We start from the raw sequence: 22,870 nt of genomic DNA, 5'->3' as shown, positions 1-22,870 counted from the left end.
CCCGTGCCCGAGACGACACCGCCGGTCTTCCTCGCCGCCGCACTGCCCACGTCCGGGCGCACCACCCTCGACGGCGAGGAAGCCCGGCACGCCGCCACCGTCCGGCGGCTCCGCGTCGGCGAACACCTCGTGCTCTCCGACGGCGAAGGCGGCATGGCGCGCTGCGTCGTCGAAGCCGTCCAAGCGGGCCGGGACGCGGCACTCACCCTCGCCATCGAAGAACACTGGATCGAGGAACCACCCGCACTGCGCGTCATCGTCGCCCAGGCACTGGCCAAAGGCGACCGCGGCGAACTCGCCGTCGAACTCGCCACCGAAGCCGGCGCCGACGCGATCGTCCCCTGGCGCGCCGCCCGCAGCGTCGCCCGCTGGGAAGAAGGCACCCGCGGCGACAAAGCCCTCACCCGCTGGCGCACCACCGCCCGCGCCGCCGCCAAACAGGCCCGCCGCGCCCACGTCCCCGAAGTCGCCGAACCCGCGAACACCCGCGAACTCGCCGAACTCGTCCAGACCGTTTCCCGCGCACTGGTCCTCGAATCCGGCATCACCACCCGGCTCACCGAGATCGAACTCCCGCCCCGAGGCGACATCCTCCTCATCGTCGGCCCCGAAGGCGGCATCACCGACGAAGAACTCACCACCCTCACCGACGCCGGCGCGACCGCCATCCGGTTGGGCCCCACCGTGTTACGCACCTCCACCGCCGCGGCCGTGGCCCTCGGCGCGCTCGGCGTCCTCACCGACCGCTGGAAGTGAAAAAACACCCCACAATTTTGCGGCGAGTTATGGCGCGATCACGCAAACAGCCGTTACTCTCGTTAACTGACGCGCAACACACGGTTTCGGCGCGCCACTGGGGATGAAGCCCGGTCGCGCGCGTGAATCCCCGCCGGGCACCTCCCCCCTCGGTCCGGCGGAGCCGCGGCGGCGGTGGACCGACCCCCAGGGTCCACCGCGCCGCGGCATCTTCATTTGGGGCTTCGCGAGTTCGCTTCGCTCATTGCCGCGCCCCGAATTCCGCGCCGCGGCGCGGTTCCGCGTAGTGCCCCGGGCCCGCTGTCCCCAATGTGGCATTGGGGACGCTCAGTGTCTCCAATGTGGCATTGGGGACAGCGGGCTGGCACGACCGCGTGCTGTCGCCGCGCGTGGGGGCTCGGGTGCGTGTGGTTGGTGGTTAGTGAGCGGTAAGTTCGGGGGGTGGTGAACCGGGCGGGGCGGATGAGCGGGGCGGAGCGGCGGGCTCAGGTGCTGAGGGTCGCGGCGGGGGAGTTCGCGGGGCACGGGCTGCACGGGGCGTCGGTGGAGGCCATCGCGCGTGAGGCGGGGATCACGCAGGCGTATGTGTTCCGGATGTTCGGGACCAAGAAGGCGTTGTTCCTGGCGGTGGTGGGGGCGGCGTTCGACCGGTTCAGTGAGGGGATGGCGAGGGCCGCCGAGGGGTGTGAGGGACTCGACGCGCTTTCGCGGATGGGTGCGGAGTACTACGGGCTGCTGTCGGACCGGACGACGCTTTTGCTGCAGCTGCAGGGATTCGCGGCGTGCGGGGACAGTGAGGTCCGCGAGTTCGTGCGGACGCGGTTCGCCCGGATGTGGGACACGGTCGCGGGCGCCGCGAAACTCGATCCGGTGACGGTGAAATCGTTCCTGGCCTTCGGCATGCTTCTCAACAACGTGGCCGCCCTCGACGTCGGCGAGCTCGACGAGCCGTGGGCCGAAGGGGTCCGCACCCGCGTCCAGGCCGGTTTGTTCGAGCACATCACCACCGAGACCAACCGCGACGTTAGGGTGAAGGAATGAGTGACGCGGAGACGTTGTTCGAGCGGATCATCGCGGGCGAGATCCCGTCCGAGAAGGTGTACGAGGACGAGACGACGTATGCGTTCCGGGACATAGCGCCGCAGGCCCGGGTACATGTGCTCGTGGTGCCGAAGAAGCGCTACCGGAACCTGGCCGACCTCGCCTCCGCCGACCCGCAGTTGCTCGCCGACGTGGCGGCGGCCGCCAAGAAGGTCGCCGAGCTGGAGGGGATCGCCGAAACCGGCTACCGGGTGGTGTTCAACACCGACCGTGACGCCGGGCAGACCGTCTTCCACGTGCACGCGCACGTGCTCGGCGGCGAGCAGCTGGGGCATTTCGGGCGCTGAAGCGCGCGGCCAGGAGAAACCGGACTGCGTGCCGCCACCCGCAACCAGTAGCATCGACCTTGTCACTGTCGTTGAAAATCGCAGCGTAAGCGCAGGAAGTAGGCCCGAGGCCACGTGGCCGGAACCGTACCGGGTGAAGCCGCCCGACCCGACGTTCCCGCGGACGTCACCGCGACCAAGGCCGACGAGGCCACCGTCACCGAAGCGGCCCAGTCCCGATTCCCCATCCCCGACGCCGCCGCGCTCAGCCTGCTCGGCTCAAGGGACGAAAACCTCCGCGTCGCCGAGGAACTCCTCGCCGCCGACGTCCACGTCCGGGGCAACGAGGTCACCCTGACCGGCGCACCCGCCGACGTCGCCTTCGCCGAACGTGTCTTCGCCGAACTCGTGACGCTCGCCGGCCGCGGCCAGCAGGTCGACCCGGCCACCGTCCGCCGCACCGTCGGCATGCTCTCCACCGGTGACCACGAGTCACCGGCCGAAGTGCTGAGCATGAACATCATCTCCCGGCGCGGCAAGACGATCCGGCCCAAGACGCTCAACCAGAAGCGCTACGTCGACGCGATCGACAAGCACACGATCGTCTTCGGCATCGGCCCCGCCGGTACCGGCAAGACGTACCTCGCCATGGCCAAGGCCGTGCAGGCGCTGCAGGCGAAGCAGGTCACCCGCATCGTGCTGACCCGGCCCGCGGTCGAAGCCGGTGAGCGCCTCGGCTACCTGCCGGGCACGCTCAACGAGAAGATCGACCCGTACCTGCGCCCGCTCTACGACGCGCTGCACGACATGGTCGAACCCGAGTCGATCCCCCGGCTGATGCAGGCGGGCACCATCGAGATCGCGCCGCTCGCGTACATGCGCGGCCGCACCCTCAACGACGCCTTCATCATCCTCGACGAGGCGCAGAACACCACGCCGGAACAGATGAAGATGTTCCTCACCCGGCTCGGGTTCGGCGCGAAGATCGTCGTCACCGGCGACGTCACCCAGGTCGACCTCCCCAACGGCCAGAAGAGCGGCCTGCGCGTGGTCAAGGACATCCTCGACGGCGTCGACGACCTCCACTTCGCCCAGCTCACCAGCCAGGACGTGGTGCGGCACAAGCTCGTCGGCGACATCGTCGACGCGTACGAGAAGTGGCAGGCCCTGCAGGACAGCCAGGACAAGAGCAACGGCTGGAAAGGGCAGCGGCGTTCATGAGCATCGAGATCGCCAACGAATCGGGCGTCAACGTCGACGAGAGTTCGATCGTGTCGGCCGCCCGGTTCGCGCTCGACAAGATGGAGGTCAGCCCGCTCGCCGAGCTGTCCATCCTGCTCGTCACCCTCGAGGTGATGGAGGATCTGCACGAACGGTGGATGGACCTGCCCGGTCCCACCGACGTGATGGCCTTCCCGATGGACGAGCTCGACTCGTCGCGCCGCCCGGACGCGCCGGACGCGTCCCCCGCGCTGCTCGGCGACATCGTGCTCTGCCCGGCGTTCGCGAAAGACCAGGCCAAGACGGCCGGGCACGCGCTGATGGACGAGCTGCACCTGCTCACCACGCACGGCGTCCTGCACCTGCTCGGCTACGACCACGCCGAGCCCGCCGAGGAACGCGAGATGTTCGGGTTGCAGAAGCGGATCCTCGGCGAGTTCCAGGCGGCCGTGGCCGCGGTGAACCGGCGCGACGCGCAGCGCACCGCGGACGACAGGCTCCTCGGCACCGCCGGGCTCGACGCCGTGCCCGCCGACGAACCTCCCGCCTAGGCGGTTCGCTGACATGGGTAGTCCCACGGCCCTGCTGGTCATCGCCATCGCGCTGATCCTGCTCGCCGGGGTGTTCGCGGCCGCCGACGCCGCGGTCAGCACGGTCTCCAAGGCCCGCGCCGACGGCCTGGTCCGGATGGGCAGGCCGGGGGCGCGCCAGCTCGCGTTGGTCATCACCGAACGCCGCCGCCACATCAACCTGATCCTGCTGCTGCGGATGACCTGCGAGCTGACCGCCACCGTGCTGGTCACCGTCGACATCCTCGGCTGGATCGAGCCGCTGTGGCTCGCCATCGTCGTCGCCGCGGGCGTGATGGTCGTGGTGAGCTACGTGCTCATCGGCGTCGGCCCGCGCACCCTCGGCCGCCAGCATCCGTACCGGATCGGCCTGGTCGTCGCGGGCCCGGTCCGCGTCCTCGGTTCGATCCTCGGCCCGCTCAGCAGGCTGCTGATCGTCCTCGGTAACGCAATCACCCCGGGCCGCGGTTTCCGCGAAGGCCCGTTCACCTCCGAAGTCGAACTGCGTGAACTGGTCGACCTCGCCCAGGAGCGCGGCGTCGTCGAGGAATCCGAACGCGAGATGATCCACTCGGTGTTCGAACTCGGCGACACCGTCGCGCGCGAGGTCATGGTCCCGCGTACCGAGATCGTCTGGATCGAGCACGAGAAGACCGTGCGCCAGGCGCTCGCGCTGGCCCTGCGCACCGGGTTCACCCGGCTGCCGGTGATCGGCGAATCCGTCGACGACGTCGCGGGCGTCGTCAACATCAAGGACCTCATGCCCGCCTACATGGCCGAGGGCGGTCCGCAGCGCCTGGTCGAGGAGCTGATGAACCCGGCGAGTTTCGTGCCGGACTCGAAGCGGCTCGACGAACTGCTCAAGGAGATGCAGGTCTCCCACAACCACATGGCGATCGCGGTCGACGAGTACGGCGGCACCGCGGGCCTGCTCACCATCGAGGACATCCTCGAGGAGATCGTCGGCGAGATCACCGACGAATCCGACACCGACGAACGCCCCGAGGTCGAAGAACTCGAAAGCGGCGCGGTCCGCGTCTCGTCCCGGCTCTCGATCGACGACCTGGGCGAACTGTTCGGGATCGACCTCGAAGACCACGACGTGGAGACCGTGGGCGGGCTGCTCGCCGAGCGACTGGGTAGGGTCCCGCTGCCGGGGGCCGAAGCCGAGGTCGCCGGACTTCGGCTGTTCGCCGAAGGTGGTAAGGACCGGCGCGGGCGGATGCGGATCACCACGGTGGTCGTCCACCCCGCCGACGCGGACGCGGTGACCGACGCTGCCCAGGGCAGGCGCCGTACCCGCGTCCCGCAGCCCGATGAAAGTGACAGGAGTGTCGAACATGCCTGAGCTGGACGCCGAGGACGAGAAGCTGGTGACCCTGGCCAGGTCCGCGCGAGCCCGCACCCAGGCCGCCGAAGGCGCCGCGCTCCGCGACACCGACGGCCGCACCTACGCGGCGAGCACGGTCGATCAGCCTTCCTTCAAGCTCACCGCGCTGCAGGCCGCCGTCGCGGCCGCGGTTTCGAGTGGGGCCGAAGGAATCGAGGCGGCCGTCGTGGTCAGCCCCGAGGGTCTGCTCAAGGAATCGTCCGTGCACGCGGTGCGGGACATCGCCGAAGAGGCCCCGATCTATCTGGTCGATCCGAGCGGCAAGGTGCTGAACTGATGGCCGAACCGCATCGCTCGGGCTTCGCCTGCTTCGTCGGGCGGCCGAACGCGGGCAAGTCGACGCTGACCAACGCACTCGTCGGCAGCAAGGTGGCGATCACCTCCAGCAAACCGCAGACCACCCGGCACGCGATCCGCGGCATCGTCCACCGCGACGACGCCCAGCTGGTCATCATCGACACCCCGGGACTGCACCGGCCGAGGACGCTGCTGGGCGAGCGGCTCAACGACATCGTCCATTCGACATGGTCCGAAGTGGACGTTGTCGGGCTTTGCGTGCCCGCCAACGAGAAGGTCGGTCCCGGTGACCGGTTCATCGCCGCCGAACTGAAGAAGATCGCCAAGCGCACCCCGGTGATCGGCGTCGTCACCAAAACGGATCTCGTGAAACCCGAGCAGGTCGCCGAGCAGTTGCTCGCCCTGCAGGAGGTCATGGAGTTCGCCGAACTGATCCCGGTGTCCGCTGTGGACGGTTTCCAGGTCGGCGCGCTCGCGGACCTGCTGGTGCGGCACCTTCCCGAAGGACCGCAGCTGTACCCGGGCGGCGAACTCACCGACGAGCCCGAGCAGACCCTGGTCGCCGAGCTGATCCGCGAGGCCGCGCTGGAGGGTGTCCGGGACGAACTCCCGCACTCGATCGCCGTCACCGTCGAGGAAATGCTGCCGCACGAGGGCAGGGACGACATGATCGATGTCCACGCCTTCCTTTACGTGGAACGACCGAGCCAGAAGGGCATCATCCTCGGGCACAAGGGGGAGCGCCTGAAGGACGTCGGCGCTCGTGCCCGGCAGCAGATCGAGGGGCTTCTCGGTTCGAAGGTCTACCTCGACCTGCACATCAAGGTCGCCAAAGAGTGGCAGCGCGATCCCCGTCAGTTGCGACGCCTGGGCTTCTGACTGAACTGTATGTCTCGATTCGGTCGCGGAGACCGGTTGATGGTGTGGAACCGGACGGGTGACCTTAGAGTCTCACTCCTCGACTCCGGTGATCGCTGATCGGGCGGCGCGCCCCGGGTCAGTTCCACATCTCATTCGTGAAGGGAAAGCGGTAAATGACCGACAACCAGGGCCTGCCCAACTACTCCGGCGACCCTCAGGGCGGTGGCGGCTTCAACAACCCCGGCCCGCCGCCCAACAACAACCTGGTGTGGGCCATCCTCACCACCATCCTGTGCTGCCTCCCCTTCGGCATCGTCTCGATCGTGAAGTCGACCCAGGTGAACACCCTTTGGGCGCAGGGCCAGCCCGCCGCCGCGCAGGAAGCGGCCGACGCCGCCAAGAAGTGGGCCATCATCTCCGCGATCGTCGCCGCGGTTCTCTGGGTCCTGTACATTCTCCTGTTCGTCGTTCTCGGTGTCTTCGCGGCCTCGGTGGACGTGAACAACTACCGCTGATCCCGGCGAACGAGGGGGAGACCTCATGACCGACCAGTACCCGAACTACCCGCCTCCGGGCGGGCCTCCGCCGCAACAGCCGTACTACGGCGGTATGCCGAATTACGGTCCGCCGCCGGACAACAACCTCGTGTGGGCCATTCTCTGCACGGTGCTGTGCTGCTTGCCGCTGGGTATCGTCGCGATCGTGAAGTCGAGCCAGGTCCAGACGTTGTGGGCGCAGGGCTTCCAGGCCGAAGCCCAGAAGGCCGCCGACGACGCGAAGAAGTGGTCCATGTGGGGAGCGATCGCCACCGGCGTTCTTTTCCTGCTGTACATCATCTTCATTGTGGTGATGGTCATCATCGGCGCGTCGGCGGGAAGCTTCACGCCGTGACGACGTCCGTCTACACGGGATTCCCGGCGCGCGGGTTCAAAGCGAAGGCCCGCGCGCTGGGGCCACCGCTGGCCATCGCCGCCGGAGCCGGACTCGGCTGCGTCGTACTGTGGCTGGGCGATCCCACCACCCCGGGCGGGCCGCTTCCGGTCTGTCCCACCAAGGCGTTGCTGGGCATCGCCTGCCCCGGCTGCGGCGGCATGCGCATGGTCTACAGCGCGCTGCACGGCGACATCCCCGCCGCGCTGCACTACAACGCGGTGTCCTTTGTGGTCCTGCTGCTGCTCGTCTGGAGCACCGTCGCCTGGGCCGTCGGCAGGCTCCGTGGCCGGGCGGTGGACAGCTGGTTGCACTGGCGCTGGACGCCGCTCGCGTTCGGTGTCGTGTTCGTCGTCTGGTTCGTCATTCGTAACCTGCCCTTCGCCCCGTTCACCTCGCTCTACGTCTGAGCGACGGGCCGAGGCCCGGATCGTCGGTGGCACCGAGTACGCTCCCGCGCACCGGTCTGCTCGGTGTGTACCCATGCCGTACATTCAGGCCGGGTCGCCGCACGAGGGCCCCGTGCGCCAGGGGGCGAGGAACCAGCGAGGGGATTTCGATGACCACTCCCTACGGCCAGCAGCCGCCGGGACACCAGCCGCCGTCCGGGTTCGGGCCTCCTCCGGGGGAGGGCCAGCAGGGTGACCAGCCCTCGCCCTTCGGTCAGCAGCCTCAGCAACCTCCCCAGGGCGACCAGCCTTCTCCCTTCGGCCAGCAGCCGCAGTCCTCGCCGTTCGGCCAGCAGCCGCCGGCGCAGCAGTCGCCGTTCGGGCAGCCGCAGCAGCAGTCCCCCTTCGGTCAGCAGCCCGGACAGCAGGGCCAGCCCCCATTCGGTCAGCAGGCGCCGTTCGGTCAGGCTTCGCCGTACGGCCTGCCCTCGCACGCGTACGCCCACTGGGGCAAGCGGCTCGCCGCGATGCTGATCGACTTCAGCCCGGTCCTTCTGGTCTACCTCATCGGTGGACTGCTCTTCCTGGTGAGTGAATCCGTCGGGAGCGCGGCGATGGGCATCACCGGGATCGCGTTCTTCGGCTTCACCATCTGGAACCGCTGGATCCTGATGGGCACCACCGGGCAGTCGCTCGGCAAGCGGTTCATGAAGATCAAGCTGCTCAAGGAAGCCACCGGCGAGCCGCTCGGCATCGGGATGACGATCGCGCGCGAGTTCTGCCACTTCCTCGACAACTTCCTCTTCGGTCTCGGCTACTGGTGGCCGCTGTGGGACCTGAAGCGGCAAACCTTCTCGGACAAGATCGTCGGCACGATCGTGCTTCCCGTCGACGCCGAGGTTCCCGGAGCGCAGCAGTTCGGCGGCCAGGCCGGTTTCCCCGCGCCGCAGTCGTCGCCGTTCCCCGCCCAGCCGTCGCCGTTCGGCCAGCCGCAGCAGGCCCCCTCGGGTGCCTTCGGCCAGCCGCAGCAGCCGTCGCCGTTCGGGCAGCCCGCCCAGCAGCCGCAGCCGTTCGGGCAGCAGGCCCATCAGTCGTCCCAGCCGTCGCAGCCGTTCGGGCAGCAGCCGCAGGGAACCGCGCTACCGTCCTCGGAGTCCCAAACCGAACCGGGCTTCGGCGAGGCCGAGCCGACCCAGGTCCTCCGTCCGGGGCAGCAGAACCAGCCTGAGCAGGCGCCGTCCGCGTTCGACGAAGCCGAGCCGACGCAGAAGATCACGCCGGAGCAGCTGAGGCAGCAGCTGCCCGGCGCGGAGGGGCCGAACGGGCCCGGAACACCGCAGCAGTAACGGAACGACCGGCGGGATCCACCCGCCGGGAAGCACGACACAAGTGGGGAACCCGATGACGAACCCGTACGGCCAGCAGCCCGGCTACGGCCAGCAGCAGCCTTATGGCCAGCAGCCTCAGCCCGGCTACGGACCTCCGTCCGGCGCCACGCCCGCACCGTACGGTCAGCCTTCGGGCGCGAACCCCATGCCGTACGGCCAGCCGGCGCCGTACGGTCAGCCTTCCCCGTACGGCCAGCCCGCGCCGTATGGCGCTCCGGGCGGCATGCCCGGTGGCGGGGACATCAACTCGATCCCCGACTACAAGGGCTGGGCGATCGGCTGCATCTTCCTCTGCTGGATCATCGCGATCTTCGCGATCATGAAGTCCAACGAGGTCAACACTTATAAGATGCAGGGCAACTACGCCGCCGCCATGGACGCGTCGAAGTCGACGAAGACCATGTGCATGATCGCCTCGATCATCGGCGGCGTCGGCTGCCTGTTCTCCATTCTCTGGATCATCCTGGCCGCCGCGACGGCGTTCTGACCGAAAGAACAACGAGGACCATTCGAAATGACCAACCCCTACGGCCAGCAGCAGCCCTATGGCCAGCAGCAGCCTGGCTACGGCCCGCCTTCCGGTGGCATGCCCGCTCCCTACGGCCAGCCGGCCCCGTACGGCGCCCCGTCTCCCTACGGCGCGCCGGGCGGTATGCCCGGTGGTGGCGGCGATATCAACGCCATCAAGGACTACAAGGGCTGGGCGATCGGCTGCATCTTCCTCTGCTGGATCATCGCGATCTTCGCGATCATGAAGTCCAACGAGGTCAACACCTACAAGATGCAGGGCAACTACGCCGCCGCCGCGGACGCGTCGAGGTCGACGCGGACCATGTGCATGATCGCGTCGATCATCGGTGGCGTGGGCTGTGCTTTCGCCATCGTGATGATCATCATCTCGATCGTCGCGGCTTCGACCGCGACCTACAGCTGCTACGGCAGCTACTGCTGATTCCGGGGCACACCGCCCCGATGTCGGCCCCGGGTGGGACGATGTCGGGGTGGTGAACCTCTATCGCGACACCGGAGTGGTGTTGCGGACGCACAAGCTCGGTGAGGCCGACCGGATCATCACCCTGCTCACGCGGCGGCACGGCAAGGTCCGTGCGGTCGCGAAAGGCGTGCGTCGGACGTCGTCACGGTTCGGGGCGCGCCTGGAGCCGTTCGGGCATGTCGACGTCCAGTTCTACACCGGCCGTTCCCTCGACGTGATCACCCAGGTCGAGACGGTCGACGCCTTCGCGCTGCCGCTGGTGGCCGACTATCAGCGCTACACCGCGGCGAGCGCCATCGCCGAGACGGCCGACAGGCTGTCCGCCGAAGAGGGCGAACCGGTCCTCAAGCTCTACATGCTCGTCGTCGGGGCCCTTCGGGCGCTCGCGGGCGGCGAACGCGACAGCTCCCTCATCCTCGACGCCTTCTTCCTGCGGGCCATGGCCTACGCGGGATGGGCGCCCGCGATCACCGAATGCGCCCGGTGCGGCCTGCCGGGCCCGCACAAGGCGTTCAGCGTGTCGGCGGGCGGCTCGATGTGCCCGGATTGCCGGGTTCCCGGCTGTGTCCACCCCTCCCAGGAGGTGCTGACCCTGCTCGCGGCGCTCCTGCACGGCGAGTGGCCGGTGGCCGAAGCGGCGTCGCCGGTGCCTCGGCGGGACGCGTCCGGCCTGGTCGCGGCGCATCTGCAGTGGCATCTGGAGCGTCAGCTGCGGTCACTGCCGCTGGTGGAGAGGCGTGCGCGGGAGGGCGTCACCGGAGCGCAGTAGGGTCGCAGGCACAGGTTCACTCGATCAGGAGGCTCGAAGGTGCTGCGCAGGGGACGCGAGAACAAGGCGTCACAATTCGAACTTCGCGCGCCGGAGCCGCATCCGTCCGGTGCCCGGCCGCCGGAGATCCCGAAGGAACTCCTCCCGAAGCATGTGGCGCTGGTGATGGACGGCAACGGCCGCTGGGCCAACCAGCGCGGCCTGCCGCGGATCGAAGGCCACAAGCGCGGGGAAGCGGTGATGATCGACGTCGCCAGCGGTGCCGTGGAACTCGGCGTCAAATGGCTGTCGGTGTACGCGTTCTCCACCGAGAACTGGAAGCGGAGCCCGGAAGAGGTCCGCTTCCTGATGGGCTTCAACCGCGACACCATCCGCCGTCAGGTCGACTACCTCGGCTCGATCGGCGTCCGCATCCGCTGGGCGGGGCGCCGTCCCAAGCTGTGGGCGAGCGTGATCAAGGAACTGCAGGTCGCCGAGGAGAAGACCAAGCACAACACGGCGCTGAACATGACCATGTGCGTCAACTACGGCGGCCGCGCGGAACTGGCCGACGCCATGCGCCGGATGGCCCAGGACGTGGCCGACGGGAAACTGAACCCGGACAAGGTCACCGAGAAGACCATCGGGAAGTACCTGTACCAGCCCGACATGCCGGACGTGGACCTGTTCCTGCGGCCGTCGGGGGAGCAGCGGACGTCGAACTTCCTGCTCTGGCAGTCGGCCTACGCCGAGATGGTCTACCAGGACACGCTCTTCCCGGACTTCGACCGCACCCACCTGTGGCGGGCCTGCCTCGAGTTCGCGAAACGGGACCGCCGCTTCGGCGGTGCCATCGACAAGGCTTCGGAAGGAACCTCATGACCACCGAAGCGGTGGACACGGCGGCTTTGCTGACGTCGGCGCGGGAAGCCCTCGAGCGCTATCTCGAAGTCCACGTCGACGACGACGGCGCGCTGACCTTCTCGCACGCGGACGTCCCCTGCGTCATCCAAGCGACCCGGCTGGCCGAAGGGCTGACCGTGCTGAGCCTGACCTGCGTGGTCGCCTGGGATCTGCCGGACGATCCGGCGATCGCGGCCTCGGCGGCGGAGCGCGCCGGGCAGGGCCTGTTCGGGACGCTCGGGGTCGTGCGCTCGGAGAAGGGGATCGACATCACGCTGAGGTACGCGTTCCCGGCCGAGGGTATGGAGCCCTCGCCGCTCGGGACGCTGCTCATGCTGGTCGTGTCGACCGCGTCCCAGCTGCGAAGTGATCTTCTGGGCACGGCTCCCGGGGACTGACCTCCGGGACACAGGGTCACCTGGCATCATCTCGCACGTGGAAACCATTTCCAGCAGCGCCCCGGAGAAGAAACCCGTCCGGCGGTTCAAGATCACCTCGATCGAGGTGCTCTGCGCGATCCTGCTGATCGCGATCCTCGGGCAGAGCTGGCTCCAGCAGGTGTTCGACGTGCCCGCGCTGCGGACCGGCTCGACGGTGTTCGTCGCGGTCTGCGTGCAGGCGCTGCCGTTCCTGGTGCTCGGGGTGCTGATCAGCGGCGCGATCGCGGCGTTCGTGCCCGCGCGGGTGCTGGAGAAGGTGCTGCCGCGGCGCGCGGGGGCGGCGGTCGGTGTCGCGGGCCTGGCCGGGGTCGCCCTGCCGGGCTGCGAATGCGCGTCGGTGCCGGTGGCGCGACGGCTGATCGGCCAGGGCGTCGCGCCCGCGGCCGCGCTGACGTTCCTGCTGGCCGCGCCCGCGGTGAACCCGGTGGTGCTGGTCGCCACGGCGGTGGCGTTCCCGGGGAACCCGGAGATGGTGTTCGCCCGGTTCGCCGGTTCGCTCGCCACAGCGATGGTGATGGGCTGGCTGTGGGCGAAGTGGGGCAAACTCGACTGGATCGCGGAGCGGGCGCTGCGGCGTCTCCCGGAGGTCCAGCACGGTTCCCGCTGGAAGACCTTCGCCGAGACCGCGCGGGCGGATCTGGTCGAGGCGGGCGGATTCCTCGTGCTCGGCGCGATGATCGCCGCCGCTATGAACGTGCTCGTGCCCGCCAAGTGGTTCGGGGTGTTGGGGGAGCAGATCGTGCTCGGGGTGCTGGTGATGGCCGTGCTCGCCGTCGTGCTGGCGCTGTGCAGTGAGGCCGACGCCTTCGTCGCCGCTTCGCTGACCGCGATGCCGCTGCTGCCGAAACTGGTGTTCCTGGTGGTCGGGCCCGCGATCGACGTCAAGCTGTTCGCCCTGCAGACCGGGACGTTCGGGAAATCCTTCGCGCTGCGGTTCGCGCCGGTGACCTTCGTCGTCGCGCTGTCCTGCGCCGTCGTCTCGGGCACGCTGATCCTCGGAGGTGGCGCGTGAAACGCGAGACCCAGAACATCCTGCTGATCCTGCTCGGCGGGGCGCTGCTCAAGATCACCATCAACGGCGACTACCTGCGCTACGTCAAACCCGCGCAGCAGCCGTGGATCATCGCCGGTGGCGCGGTGATGGTGGCGCTGGGCGCGGTCGCGATCGTCCGCGACCTGCTGGCCGCGCGCGCGGCCGCCGTCGTCGCCGGTGACGTCCACGCGCACGACCACAACACCCGTTCGGCCTGGCTGCTGATGGTGCCGGTGCTGGCCGTCTTCCTGGTCGCGCCGCCCGCGCTGGGCGCCGACTCGGTGACCCGGACCGAGGCCAGGGTGCCGCAGAGCGCTTCGGCCAGCAACGCGGCCGCCTTTCCGCCGCTGCCGGCCGGGGACGTGGTGCCGCTGGAGGTCAACGAGTTCGTCAGCCGCGCGGGCTGGGACAAGAGCGGAACCCTGAACGGGCGCACGGTGCGGCTGTCCGGCTTCGTCGTGCACAACGAGGGCAACACCATGCTGGCCAGGCTGGTCATCGGCTGCTGCGCGGCCGACGCTTACCCGATCACCGTGCGGCTGGTGGGGGAGGGCGTGTCGGGGTTCGGGAACGACACCTGGCTGGAGGTGACCGGGACGGTCGTGCCGGGCACCGCCGTGCGGGAGAACAGCTACATGCCGGACTTCACGCTCGCCTCGGTGCGGCAGGTGCCGGCGCCCAAGGACCCCTACGAGTACTGACCGGATGCCATGAAAGGACCTTTCCTTGCCAAATTTGCAAGGAAAGGTCCTTTCATGGCGCTCGTCAGTGGTTCGAGCAGGTGCCGACGATCTCCACGGTGTGGCTGATGTCGGAGAAGCCGTGCTCCGAAGCGATCTTCTCGGCCCAGCGTTCGACGGCCGGGCCCTCCACCTCGACGGTGCTGCCGCAGAGCCGGCACACCAGGTGATGGTGGTGGTGCGACGAGCAGCGGCGGTAGATGGCCTCGCCGGTGTCGGTGCGCAGGGTGTCGATCTCGCCGGCTTCCGACAGCGACTGCAGCGTCCGGTACACCGTGGTGAGCCCGATCCCGTCACCGCGTTTGCGCAGCTCGTCGTGCAGTTCCTGGGCGGAACGGAAGTCGTCGATCTCCTTGAGCAGCTCGACTACGGCGGCCCGCTGTTTCGTCGACCGGCGTCCCGGCACCGGCGCGGAACCGTTGGCCGTCGTGGGACTCATGCTCACTTCCCCTCCTGAACGTGGGCTACGGCGTCCACCACGATATGCGCAAGGTGATCGTCGACCAGCCGGTACACCACCTCACGGCCGCGTCGCTCGCCCTGTACGACGCCCGCGGTCTTGAGCACCCGCAGGTGCTGGCTGATCAGCGGCTGTGCGACGTCGAGGGTGTCCACCAGTTCGTGCACGCATCGGTCGGCGCTGCGCAACTGCAGGACGATGGCGATCCGCACGGGCGCGGCGAGCGCGCGCAGCAGGTCTCCGGCGTCCGCGAGGGCGGCGGGTGAAGCCGACGCCGCGGGTTCGGCGGGAGGCCGGGCGGCCGAATGCGGTCCGGGGTCTTCCGTGAAGCCCGGGGCGGCCGAGTCCGGGGTCACCGTAGCCATGCCGCCTCCATGTCCATCATGATTTCCGAAGTCATTGCCAGTAACAGTCCAGTCCATCTTAGTGTTCCCGCCCCCGGCGGTCTGTTCGCCGACCGGGCGACCGGTTGGCGGCGGTGTTACTGCTCCATTCGGGTGACTTCGCAAAGAAATGACCATTCCACTTCGCATGTGGTCGCGGACGGTGCAAGGTTGTCGCGGAGCGTTTCGTCGCTTCTCGTACGCTGACGACCGCGCTCGGAGGGCCCGGAGAGGCAGTGGGGAGATATGACTCGTTTCGTGACGAAGCTGGCCGCCGCGACGGCGGCCTTCGCTTTGGCGTCGGTTCCGGGGCTCGCCTCGGCGCAGACGGCGCAGGCCGTCGACGAGAAGACGGGGCCCGTGTCGTTCGCGAACGTGGCGTCGGTCCGGATCGGGAACTCGGGCTCGCTGATCACCGAGACCCAGCGTTCGCCGCTGACGCCCGGCCAGTCGAAACTCTCCCCGGACCGCACGGTCGTCCCCCGCGACGAAGGGGAGCGCAAGACCTTCGGCGGCAACTGGGACGTCAACCTCGGCCGGTACGGCGCGTCCGCGAACCCCTACCCCGCCGGTATCGCCAGCCGTGACCACAACGTGCTCGCCGCGCTGCAGCAGACCACCGTCCCGACAGCGGTCGCGGAGAGCAACTACGCCCTGATCGACAACGGCCGTGGCGGCGCGAAGCCCGCCGACAACACCGTGCTGGTGCTCGAAGGCGCGAAGAGCGCCGTCGACTGCACGTCGCCGGGCAAGCCGACGTCGTCGACGAGCGTGGCCAAGATCTGGGTGCGCGACGAGAGTGGCGCGCTGAAGCCGTCCGGCGCTTCGGGCGTGGACGTCAAGGGCCTCAAGCTCGGGCCGGTGTCGACGGTCCAGGCCGAGAACATCAGCAAGGAGAAGACCAGCTCCGACCTGACCGTGTCCCGCGTGACCGCCTTCGACCAGCTGATCCGGCAGGACGGCTGGCGCAACGGCGACGTCACCGCGGCCGCGGGCTGGAAACTGGAGATCGTCACGCACGTGCGCGACGCGGCGGGCAAGGATCTGCGTGAGGCCCGCGCGACGATCGTGCTCGGCGGCGTGAGCTGCTCGATCCCGAAGAACTTCGTGGCGAAACCCGCCGGTGGCACCGGCCCGGGTGCGGCACCCGAGCAGCCGGCGGTGCCGGGGACGGTGCCCGCGGGCGGCATCCCGCCGCAGACCGCCGACACCACGCGGACCGTGGTCGGGCTCGGGCTGCTGGGCGGCGGCATCGTGATCGGCGCCGCGGCGATGCTGCTCTACCGTCGTCGCAAACCCGTTCCGGTACGGGAGAAGTAGCGGTCCCGTGCGGAACTGGCTGGCGGGACTCTCCGCCGTCGTATCCGCGCTCGCCATCTCAGCGGGCGTGATCGTGCTGACCTGGATCCCACCGGAACAGTCGGTCTCGTTCGCCGAACCCGCGGTCGTCCCGGGGGAGGACGGGGCCCCGCTGGCCCTGCCCGCCGACAGTTCGACGCGCGGGCAGCGGCCCGGCACCGTTCGCCTGCCCGAAGGCGGGACGGCGAAGCTCGTCCGCTCCGAGGTCAACGCCGACGGCGTCCTTCCCGTCCCGCGAGGTCTGCAGGACGCGGCCTGGTGGGGTGCGCGGCTCGGCGCCGAAACCGGGACGGCGCTGATCTCCGGGCACGTCAACTGGGGCGGCGTCAAAGGGCCGTTCGACGAGCTGTGGCGGATGCGGGAGGGGCAGGAGGTCGCCGTCAGCGACGCGGCGGGCGGGATCTGGGTCTACCGCGTGCGCGAGGTCGTCACGGTGCACAAGAACGACCTGCCCGCGCAGGCGGCGAAGCTGTTCGCCCAGAGCGGTCCGCACCGGCTGGTCCTGGTCACCTGCGGCGGCGACTACCTCGGCGGGACCGACGGCTACCGGGACAACCGGGTCATCGTCGCCACCCCCGTCACCGGCCCACCCGCCTGACCCCGCCTGCTCCCCGACCGCATTTCGTCCTCTGGATGCGGTCCTTGCGCGTGCAACTACCGCATCCAGAGGACGAAATGCGGGGGAAGTGGGGGGAGTCGGGGAAGTCGGTGCAACCCCTATCGGCTCGCATCGCGTGTCTAGCGACACCGGCCGCTCCGGCGGCTTGAAGCGAGCAAGGAGAAAGACCCGATGGTGGGACAGTTCGACGACGGTGCGGCAAGCGAGGAGCGGCCGAAGAAGCGCTCCGGCCGGGTATGGATCCTCGTCTGCGCCGGACTCTTCGTGGTGGCGGCCTTGGTCGCGGTCCTCGTTTTCACCGGAAAGGGTGACCCGGTCGTCGCGGCCGCCCAGGGCCAGGCGGAGACGTCGGCGGTGGGCGTGCCCGAGGTCCCTGCCGACGCGGGGCAGGCTCCCGGCACGGTCAGACTGCCTGGTGGCGGCACGGCGAAACTGATCCGCAAGGAGCTGACCGCCGACGGGACCCTCCCCATCCCCGAGGGTCTCGACGAAGCCACCTGGTGGGGCGCGAAACTGGGCGCCGACCAGGGCGCTTCCCTGCTTTCCGGGCATGTGAACTGGAAGGGCAGGAAGGGCCCGTTCGACGAGCTGTGGCGGCTCAAGACCGGCCAGGAGGTCAGTCTGACCGACACCGACGGCGGCAAATGGGTCTACAAGATCAGTGAGATCGTCACCGTGCACAAGTCGAAGCTGGCCGAGCAGTCGGAGAAGCTGTTCGGCCCGGACGGCCCGCATCGGCTGGTGCTGGTCACCTGCGGTGGTGAGTACGTCGGCGGTACCGACGGCTATGAGGACAACCGCATCGTCACCGCCTCGTTGGTCAGCCGCCCTTGAGCCCCTCCCGTCTCACGCGGCTGAAGGGGACTTTCCTCTCGTCTCATGCGGTGATGGGCGCTTTCGTCGCATCGCATGCGGGGAAAGTCCCCTTCGGCTCCGAGTTCCACCTCGCCGGAGGTCGCGCGGGAGCTGCCGGTTAGTCTTGTCGTTCTAGTCCGATAACCGTCCCCGCATGCTTCGGAGCGTGGAGTGCCCGCGAACACCATCGAGACCGTCGTCAGCCTGTGTAAGCGTCGAGGCTTCGTTTTCCCGTGTGGAGAGATCTACGGCGGTACCAAGTCGGCGTGGGACTACGGTCCGCTCGGGGTCGAACTCAAGGACAACATCAAGCGCCAGTGGTGGAAGACCGTCGTGCAGAGCCGCGACGACGTCGTCGGCCTCGACTCGTCGGTGATCCTGCCGCGTCAGGTCTGGGTCGCGTCGGGTCACCTCGACGTCTTCACCGACCCGCTGATCGAATGTCTTTCCTGCCACAAACGTTTCCGCGCCGACCAGCTGGCCGAGGACTTCTCCGCGCGTACGGGCAAGGAGGTGACCGAGGACGACCTGTCCGAGGTCCCGTGCCCGAACTGCGGCAACCGCGGCGAGTACACCGCGCCGCGTGACTTCAACATGATGCTGAAGACCTATCTCGGCCCGGTCGAGTCCGAGGAAGGCGTGCACTACCTCCGCCCGGAGACCGCGCAGGGCATCTTCATCAACTTCCTCAACGTGCAGACGACCGCGCGGAAGAAGCCGCCGTTCGGCATCGGCCAGATCGGCAAGTCGTTCCGGAACGAGATCACGCCGGGCAACTTCATCTTCCGCACGCGTGAGTTCGAGCAGATGGAAATGGAGTTCTTCGTCGAGCCGGGTGAGGACGAGACCTGGCACCAGTACTGGATCGACGCGCGCACCGAGTGGTACAAGGACCTCGGCATCAAGCCGGAGAACCTGCGCCACTACGAGCACCCGAAGGAAAAGCTCTCCCACTACTCGAAGCGCACCGTCGACATCGAGTACCGGTTCGCGTTCAACGCGGGCCAGGAGTGGGGCGAGCTCGAAGGCATCGCGAACCGCACCGACTTCGACCTGACGACGCACTCGAACCACTCGGGTGTCGACCTGTCGTTCTTCGACCAGGCCTCGAAGCAGCGGTTCCGCCCGTTCGTCATCGAGCCCGCGGCCGGTGTCGGCCGGTCGATGATGGCGTTCCTGGTCGACGCCTACCACGAGGACGAGGTCCCCAACGCCAAGGGCGGTGTCGACAAGCGCGCCGTGCTGAAGCTGGACTACCGGCTCGCGCCGTTCAAGGTCGCCGTGCTTCCGTTGTCCCGCAACGCCGATCTCACGCCGAAGGCGCGCGACGTCGCGGCGACGCTGCGGAAGCACTGGAACGTCGACTTCGACGACGCCGGTTCGATCGGCAAGCGCTACCGGCGCCAGGAGGAGATCGGGACGCCGTTCTGCGTCACCGTCGACTTCGACACGCTCGACGACCTCGCGGTGACCGTGCGGGAGCGCGACACCATGGCGCAGGAGCGGGTCGCGATCGACAAGCTCGAGTCCTACCTCGCGTCACGTCTGATCGGCTGCTAGGGCCTGCGGTCTCGTGAGTGGTAATGACGGTTAGAACCGTCATTACCACTCACGAGGCCTGACCCCTGACACCTGTCACCCCCAGGTCGTGACGCGCGGCCCAGGGCCCCGAGCCCCGCGAGCGACAAGCTCGGGGTATGCGAGAACAAGACATCACCGCCGGAGCGGCGGTCAGGCTTTCCGGCCTGCGTAAGCATTACGGCGATGTCCACGCCGTCGACGGCGTCGACCTCACGATCGCGCCGGGCGAGGTGGTCGCCCTCCTCGGCCCCAACGGCGCCGGCAAATCCACCACGGTCGACATGATCCTCGGCCTCACCGTGCCCGACACCGGCACCGTGACCGTCTTCGGACGCGAGCCGGGCGACGCGGTCGGCGACGGGATGATCGGCGCGATGCTGCAGGGCGGCGCGCTCGTCGAGGATCTCACCGTCGCCGAGACCGTCGGCATGGTCGCGGCCCTGCACCGCGAGCCGATGCCCGTCCGCGAGGCGCTGCGCCGGGCCGGGGTCGAAGATCTCGCGAACCGGCGCTCCACCAGGCTTTCCGGCGGGCAGAAGCAGCGCGTGCGGTTCGCCGTCGCGCTCGTGAGCGACCCCGACCTGCTGATCCTCGACGAGCCGACCGCCGCGATGGACGTCGGCACGCGCCGCGAGTTCTGGAAGTCCATGTACGAGTACACGGACTCCGGCCGCACGGTCCTGTTCGCCACCCACTATCTCGAAGAGGCCGAAGAGTTCGCCGACCGTGTCGTGCTGATGCGGTCGGGGCGGATCGTCGCGGACGGTTCGGTCGCGCAGGTCCGTGCGCTGGCAGGGGGACGCACGGTCCGCGCGGTGGTGCCCGCGGCGGCGGAGCCGGTGATCGCGGGGCTGCCCGCGGTCACCGGCGTGGAATTCCGCGGCGGCCGCGTCACCATCTCCAGCGCCGATTCCGACACCACGCTGCGGGCGCTGCTGACCCGGGTTCCCGAAGCGCACGACATCGAGATCAGCGCCGTCGGTCTCGAAGGCGCTTTCCTTTCCCTGACCACCGAAACCACCGAGGAAGCCGTCCGATGAACCCGACCTACCTCAAGACCGAGATCGTCCGCACCTTCCGGTCGACCCGGTTCGTGCTCTTCGCGATCGCCTTCCCGGTGCTGATGTTCCTGTTGCAGGCCAACGTTTTCGGGGTGACCGACGCGAATTTCGCCGGGGTGATCATGGTCAACATGATGGTCTTCGGCGCCTTCTCGGCCGCGATGACCAGTGGTGCGAAGCTGGCCATCGAACGGTCCACGGGCTGGCAGCGCCAGCTGAGGCTGACTCCGCTGACCGGTTCGGGCTACCTCGGCGGGAAGGGGCTTTCGGCGATGCTCGTCGCGCTGCCGTCCCTGCTTCTCGTCCCGCTGGCAGGCATCCTCTTCCAGGGCGTCCACCTCGACGCCTCCGGCTGGCTGCGGCTGGTGCTCGGGATCTGGATCGGCGCCATCCCGCTGGTGCTGCTCGGCCTGCTGCTGGGCCAGTTCGGCACGCCGGACTCGATGCAGCCGGTGTCGATGGTCGTCACGCTGGGCATGGGATTCCTCGGCGGGCTCTGGATCCCGATCGACGGGATGCCGTCGTGGATGGCCGACTTCGCCCAGGTGACCCCGACGTACTGGCTGATCCAGCTGGTCCGCCCGGTCGTCACGGACCATCTCACGGTGAGCTTCCCGGTGGCGCTCGGTGTCCTCGCGGCGTGGACCGCGGTCCTCGGTGCGCTGGTGATCAGGCGTTACCGTAAGGACAGTGCGCGGGTCTGAGAAGGGTGAACCGGTGAACGACTACCCGGGCAGGGTGAAGACGGGCTTGAACACCCGCGAGAACTGGTGGTCGGGTATGCCGCCGCGCACCGGGCGGGGGCCCAAGCCGACGCGGTGGGTCCTGATCATGCTCACGTTCGTCCTGCCTCTGCTCATCCCGGCCGGGCTCAACGTCTTCAGGTCGGAGGCGACCGCCGAGGGCCCGGTGATCTTCGGCCTGCTGGTCTTCTACGGTGCCTGTTACGTGCTCTTCCCCATGGTGATGCGGCCGTCCGGCCGGTGGATGTACTTCGCCCTGTCCGGCACGATGCTGCTCACCGGGGCCGTGTTGACCTTCCTGATGGGAGGCAATCCGTACGTGCTGGTCTACGCGACGGCGGTGGCGGCCTTCATCCTCCCGCCGGCGTGGGCGGTGATCTTCAACGGTACGACGCTGCTGGGGGTCCTGATCGGTCTCTCCCTGACCGGTGCTCCGGACCTCGGTGATTTCGTCACGGTCGTCTCGGTCACCGTCGCCATGTTCTTCATGGCGAACCTGGTCCGCGCGGTGCGCAAACTGGAGGCGGCGAACCAGGAGATCGCGACGCTCGCGGTGGCGGGTGAACGCGAGCGCCTGGCACGGGATCTGCACGACATCCTCGGCCACAGCCTCACCACGATCACGGTGAAGGCCGGGCTCGCCCGCCGGATGCTGGAGAGCGGCAAGGACGACGGCCGCGCGCTGGAGGAGATCCGCGAGGTCGAAGGCCTGACCCGCAGCGCGCTGTCGGACATCCGCGCCACGGTGTCGGAGTACCGCGAGGTCTCGCTTTCGGCGGAACTCGCCGGGGCGCGGGCGGCGCTGCGGGCGGCCGAGATCGACGCCGACCTGCCGCACGCGGTGGACAACATCGAACCGGGCCTGCAGCGCACTTTCGGTTATGTGCTGCGGGAAGCGGTCACGAACGTGCTCCGGCATTCCGAGGCGAAGCGGGTCACGGTCCGGTTCGGCAAGCGGTGGCTGGAGATCGAGGACGACGGCGAGGCCGTCGAAGCCCCGGCAGGGAACGGCCTGCGCGGGCTCACCGAGCGGCTGGACGCCGTCGGAGGCACGCTCAAGGCCGCTCCCCGGCCAGGAGGAGGATGGCTGGTCCGGGCCGAGGTTCCGGCCACTGTCGTGGTGAGCGATCCGCGTGCGCCGTTCACCGAAGCCGCTGGAGAGTGTGCGTGATCCGGGTCCTGCTCGCCGACGACCAGGCGATGGTGCGCGGGGCCTTGGCCACCGTGCTCGGCCTCGAAACCGACATCGAGGTGGTCGCCCAGGTCGGCTCGGGCGACGAAGTGCTGCCGCGGGCGAAGGAGACGTCGCCGGACATCGCGCTGCTCGACGTCCAGATGCCCGGCAAGGACGGCCTCGAAGCCGCCGTCGAACTGCACCGTGCGCTGCCGTCGTGCCGGATCATCATCTGCACCACCTTCGGCAGACCGGGGTACCTGGCGCGGGCGATGGCGGCGGGCGCCGCCGGATTCGTGGTCAAGGACGCTCCGCCGGAACAACTCGTCGACGCCGTCCGCAGAGTCCACAGTGGACTCCGGGTGGTCGATCCGGCGCTCGCCGCCGAATCGCTCGCCACCGGCGCGAGCCCCCTCACCGGCCGCGAGCACGACGTCCTCAAGGCGGCGAAGGACGGCAGCACGGTGGCCGACATCGCCCGTGCGCTGCACCTTTCCGAAGGCACCGTCCGCAATCATCTTTCGGCCGCGATCGGCAAGACCGGGGCCAGGACGCGGGCCGAGGCGGTGCGGCTCGCGGAAGAACACGGTTGGCTCTGAGATCACCTGG

At 68.8% G+C, this 22,870-nt stretch carries 29 protein-coding genes; 27 read left to right on the top strand and 2 right to left on the bottom strand.

From position 1 onward, the window contains the following. Window positions 1–3: 3 nt before the first annotated feature. From L324_RS20005 to L324_RS19915, 19 genes are all read left to right on the top strand, one after another. A complete protein-coding gene (locus L324_RS20005; RefSeq protein WP_037310518.1) occupies window positions 4–756 on the top strand; it encodes a 16S rRNA (uracil(1498)-N(3))-methyltransferase in 753 nt (250 codons plus the stop codon). Window positions 757–1,197: 441 nt separating this feature from the next. Continuing rightward, window positions 1,198–1,797, top strand: coding sequence for a TetR/AcrR family transcriptional regulator (locus tag L324_RS20000; protein WP_235783588.1), 600 nt, complete (start codon window positions 1,198–1,200; stop codon window positions 1,795–1,797). Continuing rightward, a complete protein-coding gene (locus L324_RS19995) occupies window positions 1,794–2,144 on the top strand; it encodes a histidine triad nucleotide-binding protein (RefSeq protein ID WP_037310511.1) in 351 nt (116 codons plus the stop codon). Before L324_RS20000 ends, L324_RS19995 begins: the two co-directional genes overlap by 4 nt. Window positions 2,145–2,258: 114 nt before the next feature. After that, window positions 2,259–3,344 (top strand): PhoH family protein, encoded by a 1,086-nt coding sequence (locus tag L324_RS19990; protein WP_037310509.1) that lies wholly within the window; start codon window positions 2,259–2,261, stop codon window positions 3,342–3,344. After that, window positions 3,341–3,895, top strand: a complete 555-nt coding sequence (gene ybeY / locus L324_RS19985; protein WP_037310506.1) for an rRNA maturation RNase YbeY — start codon at window positions 3,341–3,343, stop codon at window positions 3,893–3,895. The genes L324_RS19990 and ybeY overlap by 4 nt, the downstream gene beginning before the upstream one ends. A 13-nt stretch (window positions 3,896–3,908) precedes the next feature. Beyond that, window positions 3,909–5,261 (top strand): hemolysin family protein, encoded by a 1,353-nt coding sequence (locus L324_RS19980; protein ID WP_037310504.1) that lies wholly within the window; start codon window positions 3,909–3,911, stop codon window positions 5,259–5,261. Further along, window positions 5,254–5,580, top strand: coding sequence for a cytidine deaminase-like protein (locus tag L324_RS19975; protein ID WP_037310501.1), 327 nt, complete (start codon window positions 5,254–5,256; stop codon window positions 5,578–5,580). Before L324_RS19980 ends, L324_RS19975 begins: the two co-directional genes overlap by 8 nt. Beyond that, entirely contained in the window at window positions 5,580–6,479 is a 900-nt protein-coding gene (gene era / locus L324_RS19970; protein ID WP_005158763.1) for a GTPase Era, read from the top strand. The genes L324_RS19975 and era overlap by 1 nt, the downstream gene beginning before the upstream one ends. Before the next feature lie 155 nt (window positions 6,480–6,634). Beyond that, on the top strand, window positions 6,635–6,976 hold the full coding sequence (locus L324_RS19965; RefSeq protein WP_037310495.1) for a CD225/dispanin family protein: 342 nt from the start codon (window positions 6,635–6,637) through the stop codon (window positions 6,974–6,976). A 25-nt stretch (window positions 6,977–7,001) separates the two neighbouring features. After that, on the top strand, window positions 7,002–7,352 hold the full coding sequence (locus tag L324_RS19960; RefSeq protein WP_037310492.1) for a CD225/dispanin family protein: 351 nt from the start codon (window positions 7,002–7,004) through the stop codon (window positions 7,350–7,352). Further along, window positions 7,349–7,801: a DUF2752 domain-containing protein gene (locus tag L324_RS19955; protein WP_037310489.1), complete on the top strand. Its 453-nt coding sequence runs from the start codon at window positions 7,349–7,351 to the stop codon at window positions 7,799–7,801. The genes L324_RS19960 and L324_RS19955 overlap by 4 nt, the downstream gene beginning before the upstream one ends. Window positions 7,802–7,950: 149 nt before the next feature. Next, window positions 7,951–9,126, top strand: coding sequence for an RDD family protein (locus tag L324_RS19950; protein ID WP_037310486.1), 1,176 nt, complete (start codon window positions 7,951–7,953; stop codon window positions 9,124–9,126). Between the two features lie 55 nt (window positions 9,127–9,181). After that, window positions 9,182–9,655, top strand: coding sequence for a CD225/dispanin family protein (locus L324_RS19945; RefSeq protein ID WP_152546925.1), 474 nt, complete (start codon window positions 9,182–9,184; stop codon window positions 9,653–9,655). 27 nt (window positions 9,656–9,682) lie between these two features. Further along, complete coding sequence (locus L324_RS19940) at window positions 9,683–10,120, top strand: CD225/dispanin family protein (RefSeq protein WP_037310481.1); 438 nt, start codon at window positions 9,683–9,685, stop codon at window positions 10,118–10,120. 49 nt (window positions 10,121–10,169) lie between these two features. Beyond that, window positions 10,170–10,931 carry a DNA repair protein RecO gene (gene recO / locus L324_RS19935; protein ID WP_037310478.1) on the top strand — a complete coding sequence of 254 codons (762 nt, stop codon included), beginning with the start codon at window positions 10,170–10,172 and terminating at the stop codon, window positions 10,929–10,931. Window positions 10,932–10,970: 39 nt separating this feature from the next. Further along, entirely contained in the window at window positions 10,971–11,792 is an 822-nt protein-coding gene (locus L324_RS19930) for an isoprenyl transferase (protein ID WP_037310475.1), read from the top strand. Beyond that, entirely contained in the window at window positions 11,789–12,211 is a 423-nt protein-coding gene (locus tag L324_RS19925) for a hypothetical protein (protein ID WP_037310472.1), read from the top strand. Before L324_RS19930 ends, L324_RS19925 begins: the two co-directional genes overlap by 4 nt. 37 nt (window positions 12,212–12,248) lie before the next feature. After that, window positions 12,249–13,265, top strand: coding sequence for a permease (locus L324_RS19920; protein WP_037310469.1), 1,017 nt, complete (start codon window positions 12,249–12,251; stop codon window positions 13,263–13,265). Next, on the top strand, window positions 13,262–13,987 hold the full coding sequence (locus L324_RS19915) for a TIGR03943 family putative permease subunit (protein WP_037310466.1): 726 nt from the start codon (window positions 13,262–13,264) through the stop codon (window positions 13,985–13,987). Before L324_RS19920 ends, L324_RS19915 begins: the two co-directional genes overlap by 4 nt. A 64-nt stretch (window positions 13,988–14,051) precedes the next feature. Here L324_RS19915 and L324_RS19910 read toward each other — a convergent pair whose 3' ends face one another. After that, entirely contained in the window at window positions 14,052–14,465 is a 414-nt protein-coding gene (locus L324_RS19910; protein WP_037310463.1) for a Fur family transcriptional regulator, read from the bottom strand. A 2-nt stretch (window positions 14,466–14,467) separates the two neighbouring features. Continuing rightward, complete coding sequence (locus L324_RS19905) at window positions 14,468–14,851, bottom strand: ArsR/SmtB family transcription factor (protein WP_037310461.1); 384 nt, start codon at window positions 14,849–14,851, stop codon at window positions 14,468–14,470. A gap of 264 nt (window positions 14,852–15,115) precedes the next feature. On the opposite strand from L324_RS19905, the gene L324_RS19900 reads away from it, so the two are divergent. The 8 genes from L324_RS19900 (at window position 15,116) to L324_RS19865 (ending at window position 22,860) form a co-directional block, all read left to right on the top strand. Then, the gene (locus L324_RS19900; protein WP_037310457.1) at window positions 15,116–16,189 is read left to right on the top strand and encodes a hypothetical protein; all 1,074 of its coding nucleotides are present in this window, start codon (window positions 15,116–15,118) and stop codon (window positions 16,187–16,189) included. Window positions 16,190–16,196: 7 nt separating this feature from the next. Beyond that, on the top strand, window positions 16,197–16,826 hold the full coding sequence (locus L324_RS19895) for a class F sortase (protein ID WP_037310454.1): 630 nt from the start codon (window positions 16,197–16,199) through the stop codon (window positions 16,824–16,826). Between the two features lie 192 nt (window positions 16,827–17,018). Then, window positions 17,019–17,681 (top strand): class F sortase, encoded by a 663-nt coding sequence (locus tag L324_RS19890; RefSeq protein ID WP_037310451.1) that lies wholly within the window; start codon window positions 17,019–17,021, stop codon window positions 17,679–17,681. A gap of 192 nt (window positions 17,682–17,873) precedes the next feature. Then, window positions 17,874–19,262: a glycine--tRNA ligase gene (locus L324_RS19885; protein ID WP_037310448.1), complete on the top strand. Its 1,389-nt coding sequence runs from the start codon at window positions 17,874–17,876 to the stop codon at window positions 19,260–19,262. Window positions 19,263–19,399: 137 nt separating this feature from the next. After that, complete coding sequence (locus tag L324_RS19880) at window positions 19,400–20,323, top strand: ABC transporter ATP-binding protein (RefSeq protein WP_037310445.1); 924 nt, start codon at window positions 19,400–19,402, stop codon at window positions 20,321–20,323. Beyond that, on the top strand, window positions 20,320–21,048 hold the full coding sequence (locus L324_RS19875) for an ABC transporter permease (protein WP_037310442.1): 729 nt from the start codon (window positions 20,320–20,322) through the stop codon (window positions 21,046–21,048). Before L324_RS19880 ends, L324_RS19875 begins: the two co-directional genes overlap by 4 nt. A gap of 13 nt (window positions 21,049–21,061) precedes the next feature. Further along, window positions 21,062–22,258 carry a sensor histidine kinase gene (locus L324_RS19870; RefSeq protein WP_037310809.1) on the top strand — a complete coding sequence of 399 codons (1,197 nt, stop codon included), beginning with the start codon at window positions 21,062–21,064 and terminating at the stop codon, window positions 22,256–22,258. Then, a complete protein-coding gene (locus tag L324_RS19865; RefSeq protein ID WP_037310439.1) occupies window positions 22,255–22,860 on the top strand; it encodes a response regulator transcription factor in 606 nt (201 codons plus the stop codon). The genes L324_RS19870 and L324_RS19865 overlap by 4 nt, the downstream gene beginning before the upstream one ends. The last annotated feature ends 10 nt before the right edge of the window (window positions 22,861–22,870 follow it).

Source organism: Amycolatopsis orientalis DSM 40040 = KCTC 9412, from assembly GCF_000478275.1.
Lineage (GTDB): Bacteria > Actinomycetota > Actinomycetes > Mycobacteriales > Pseudonocardiaceae > Amycolatopsis > Amycolatopsis orientalis.
Note: the sequence above shows the minus strand (reverse complement) of the source record. Positions and strands in the feature narration are given on the sequence as shown.

What these genes read in the sequence shown, in the direction of transcription:
- L324_RS19910 (WP_037310463.1), bottom strand. Translation starts at nt 14,465, where the DNA reads ATGAGTCCCACGACGGCCAACGGTTCCGCGCCGGTGCCGGGACGCCGG.
- L324_RS19940 (WP_037310481.1), top strand. Translation starts at nt 9,683, where the DNA reads ATGACCAACCCCTACGGCCAGCAGCAGCCCTATGGCCAGCAGCAGCCT.
- L324_RS19975 (WP_037310501.1), top strand. Translation starts at nt 5,254, where the DNA reads ATGCCTGAGCTGGACGCCGAGGACGAGAAGCTGGTGACCCTGGCCAGG.
- L324_RS19875 (WP_037310442.1), top strand. Translation starts at nt 20,320, where the DNA reads ATGAACCCGACCTACCTCAAGACCGAGATCGTCCGCACCTTCCGGTCG.
- L324_RS19900 (WP_037310457.1), top strand. Translation starts at nt 15,116, where the DNA reads ATGACTCGTTTCGTGACGAAGCTGGCCGCCGCGACGGCGGCCTTCGCT.
- ybeY (WP_037310506.1), top strand. Translation starts at nt 3,341, where the DNA reads ATGAGCATCGAGATCGCCAACGAATCGGGCGTCAACGTCGACGAGAGT.
- L324_RS19950 (WP_037310486.1), top strand. Translation starts at nt 7,951, where the DNA reads ATGACCACTCCCTACGGCCAGCAGCCGCCGGGACACCAGCCGCCGTCC.
- L324_RS19905 (WP_037310461.1), bottom strand. Translation starts at nt 14,851, where the DNA reads ATGGCTACGGTGACCCCGGACTCGGCCGCCCCGGGCTTCACGGAAGAC.
- L324_RS19890 (WP_037310451.1), top strand. Translation starts at nt 17,019, where the DNA reads ATGGTGGGACAGTTCGACGACGGTGCGGCAAGCGAGGAGCGGCCGAAG.
- L324_RS19995 (WP_037310511.1), top strand. Translation starts at nt 1,794, where the DNA reads ATGAGTGACGCGGAGACGTTGTTCGAGCGGATCATCGCGGGCGAGATC.
- L324_RS19965 (WP_037310495.1), top strand. Translation starts at nt 6,635, where the DNA reads ATGACCGACAACCAGGGCCTGCCCAACTACTCCGGCGACCCTCAGGGC.
- L324_RS19960 (WP_037310492.1), top strand. Translation starts at nt 7,002, where the DNA reads ATGACCGACCAGTACCCGAACTACCCGCCTCCGGGCGGGCCTCCGCCG.
- L324_RS19925 (WP_037310472.1), top strand. Translation starts at nt 11,789, where the DNA reads ATGACCACCGAAGCGGTGGACACGGCGGCTTTGCTGACGTCGGCGCGG.
- L324_RS19880 (WP_037310445.1), top strand. Translation starts at nt 19,400, where the DNA reads ATGCGAGAACAAGACATCACCGCCGGAGCGGCGGTCAGGCTTTCCGGC.
- L324_RS19980 (WP_037310504.1), top strand. Translation starts at nt 3,909, where the DNA reads ATGGGTAGTCCCACGGCCCTGCTGGTCATCGCCATCGCGCTGATCCTG.
- era (WP_005158763.1), top strand. Translation starts at nt 5,580, where the DNA reads ATGGCCGAACCGCATCGCTCGGGCTTCGCCTGCTTCGTCGGGCGGCCG.
- L324_RS19945 (WP_152546925.1), top strand. Translation starts at nt 9,182, where the DNA reads ATGACGAACCCGTACGGCCAGCAGCCCGGCTACGGCCAGCAGCAGCCT.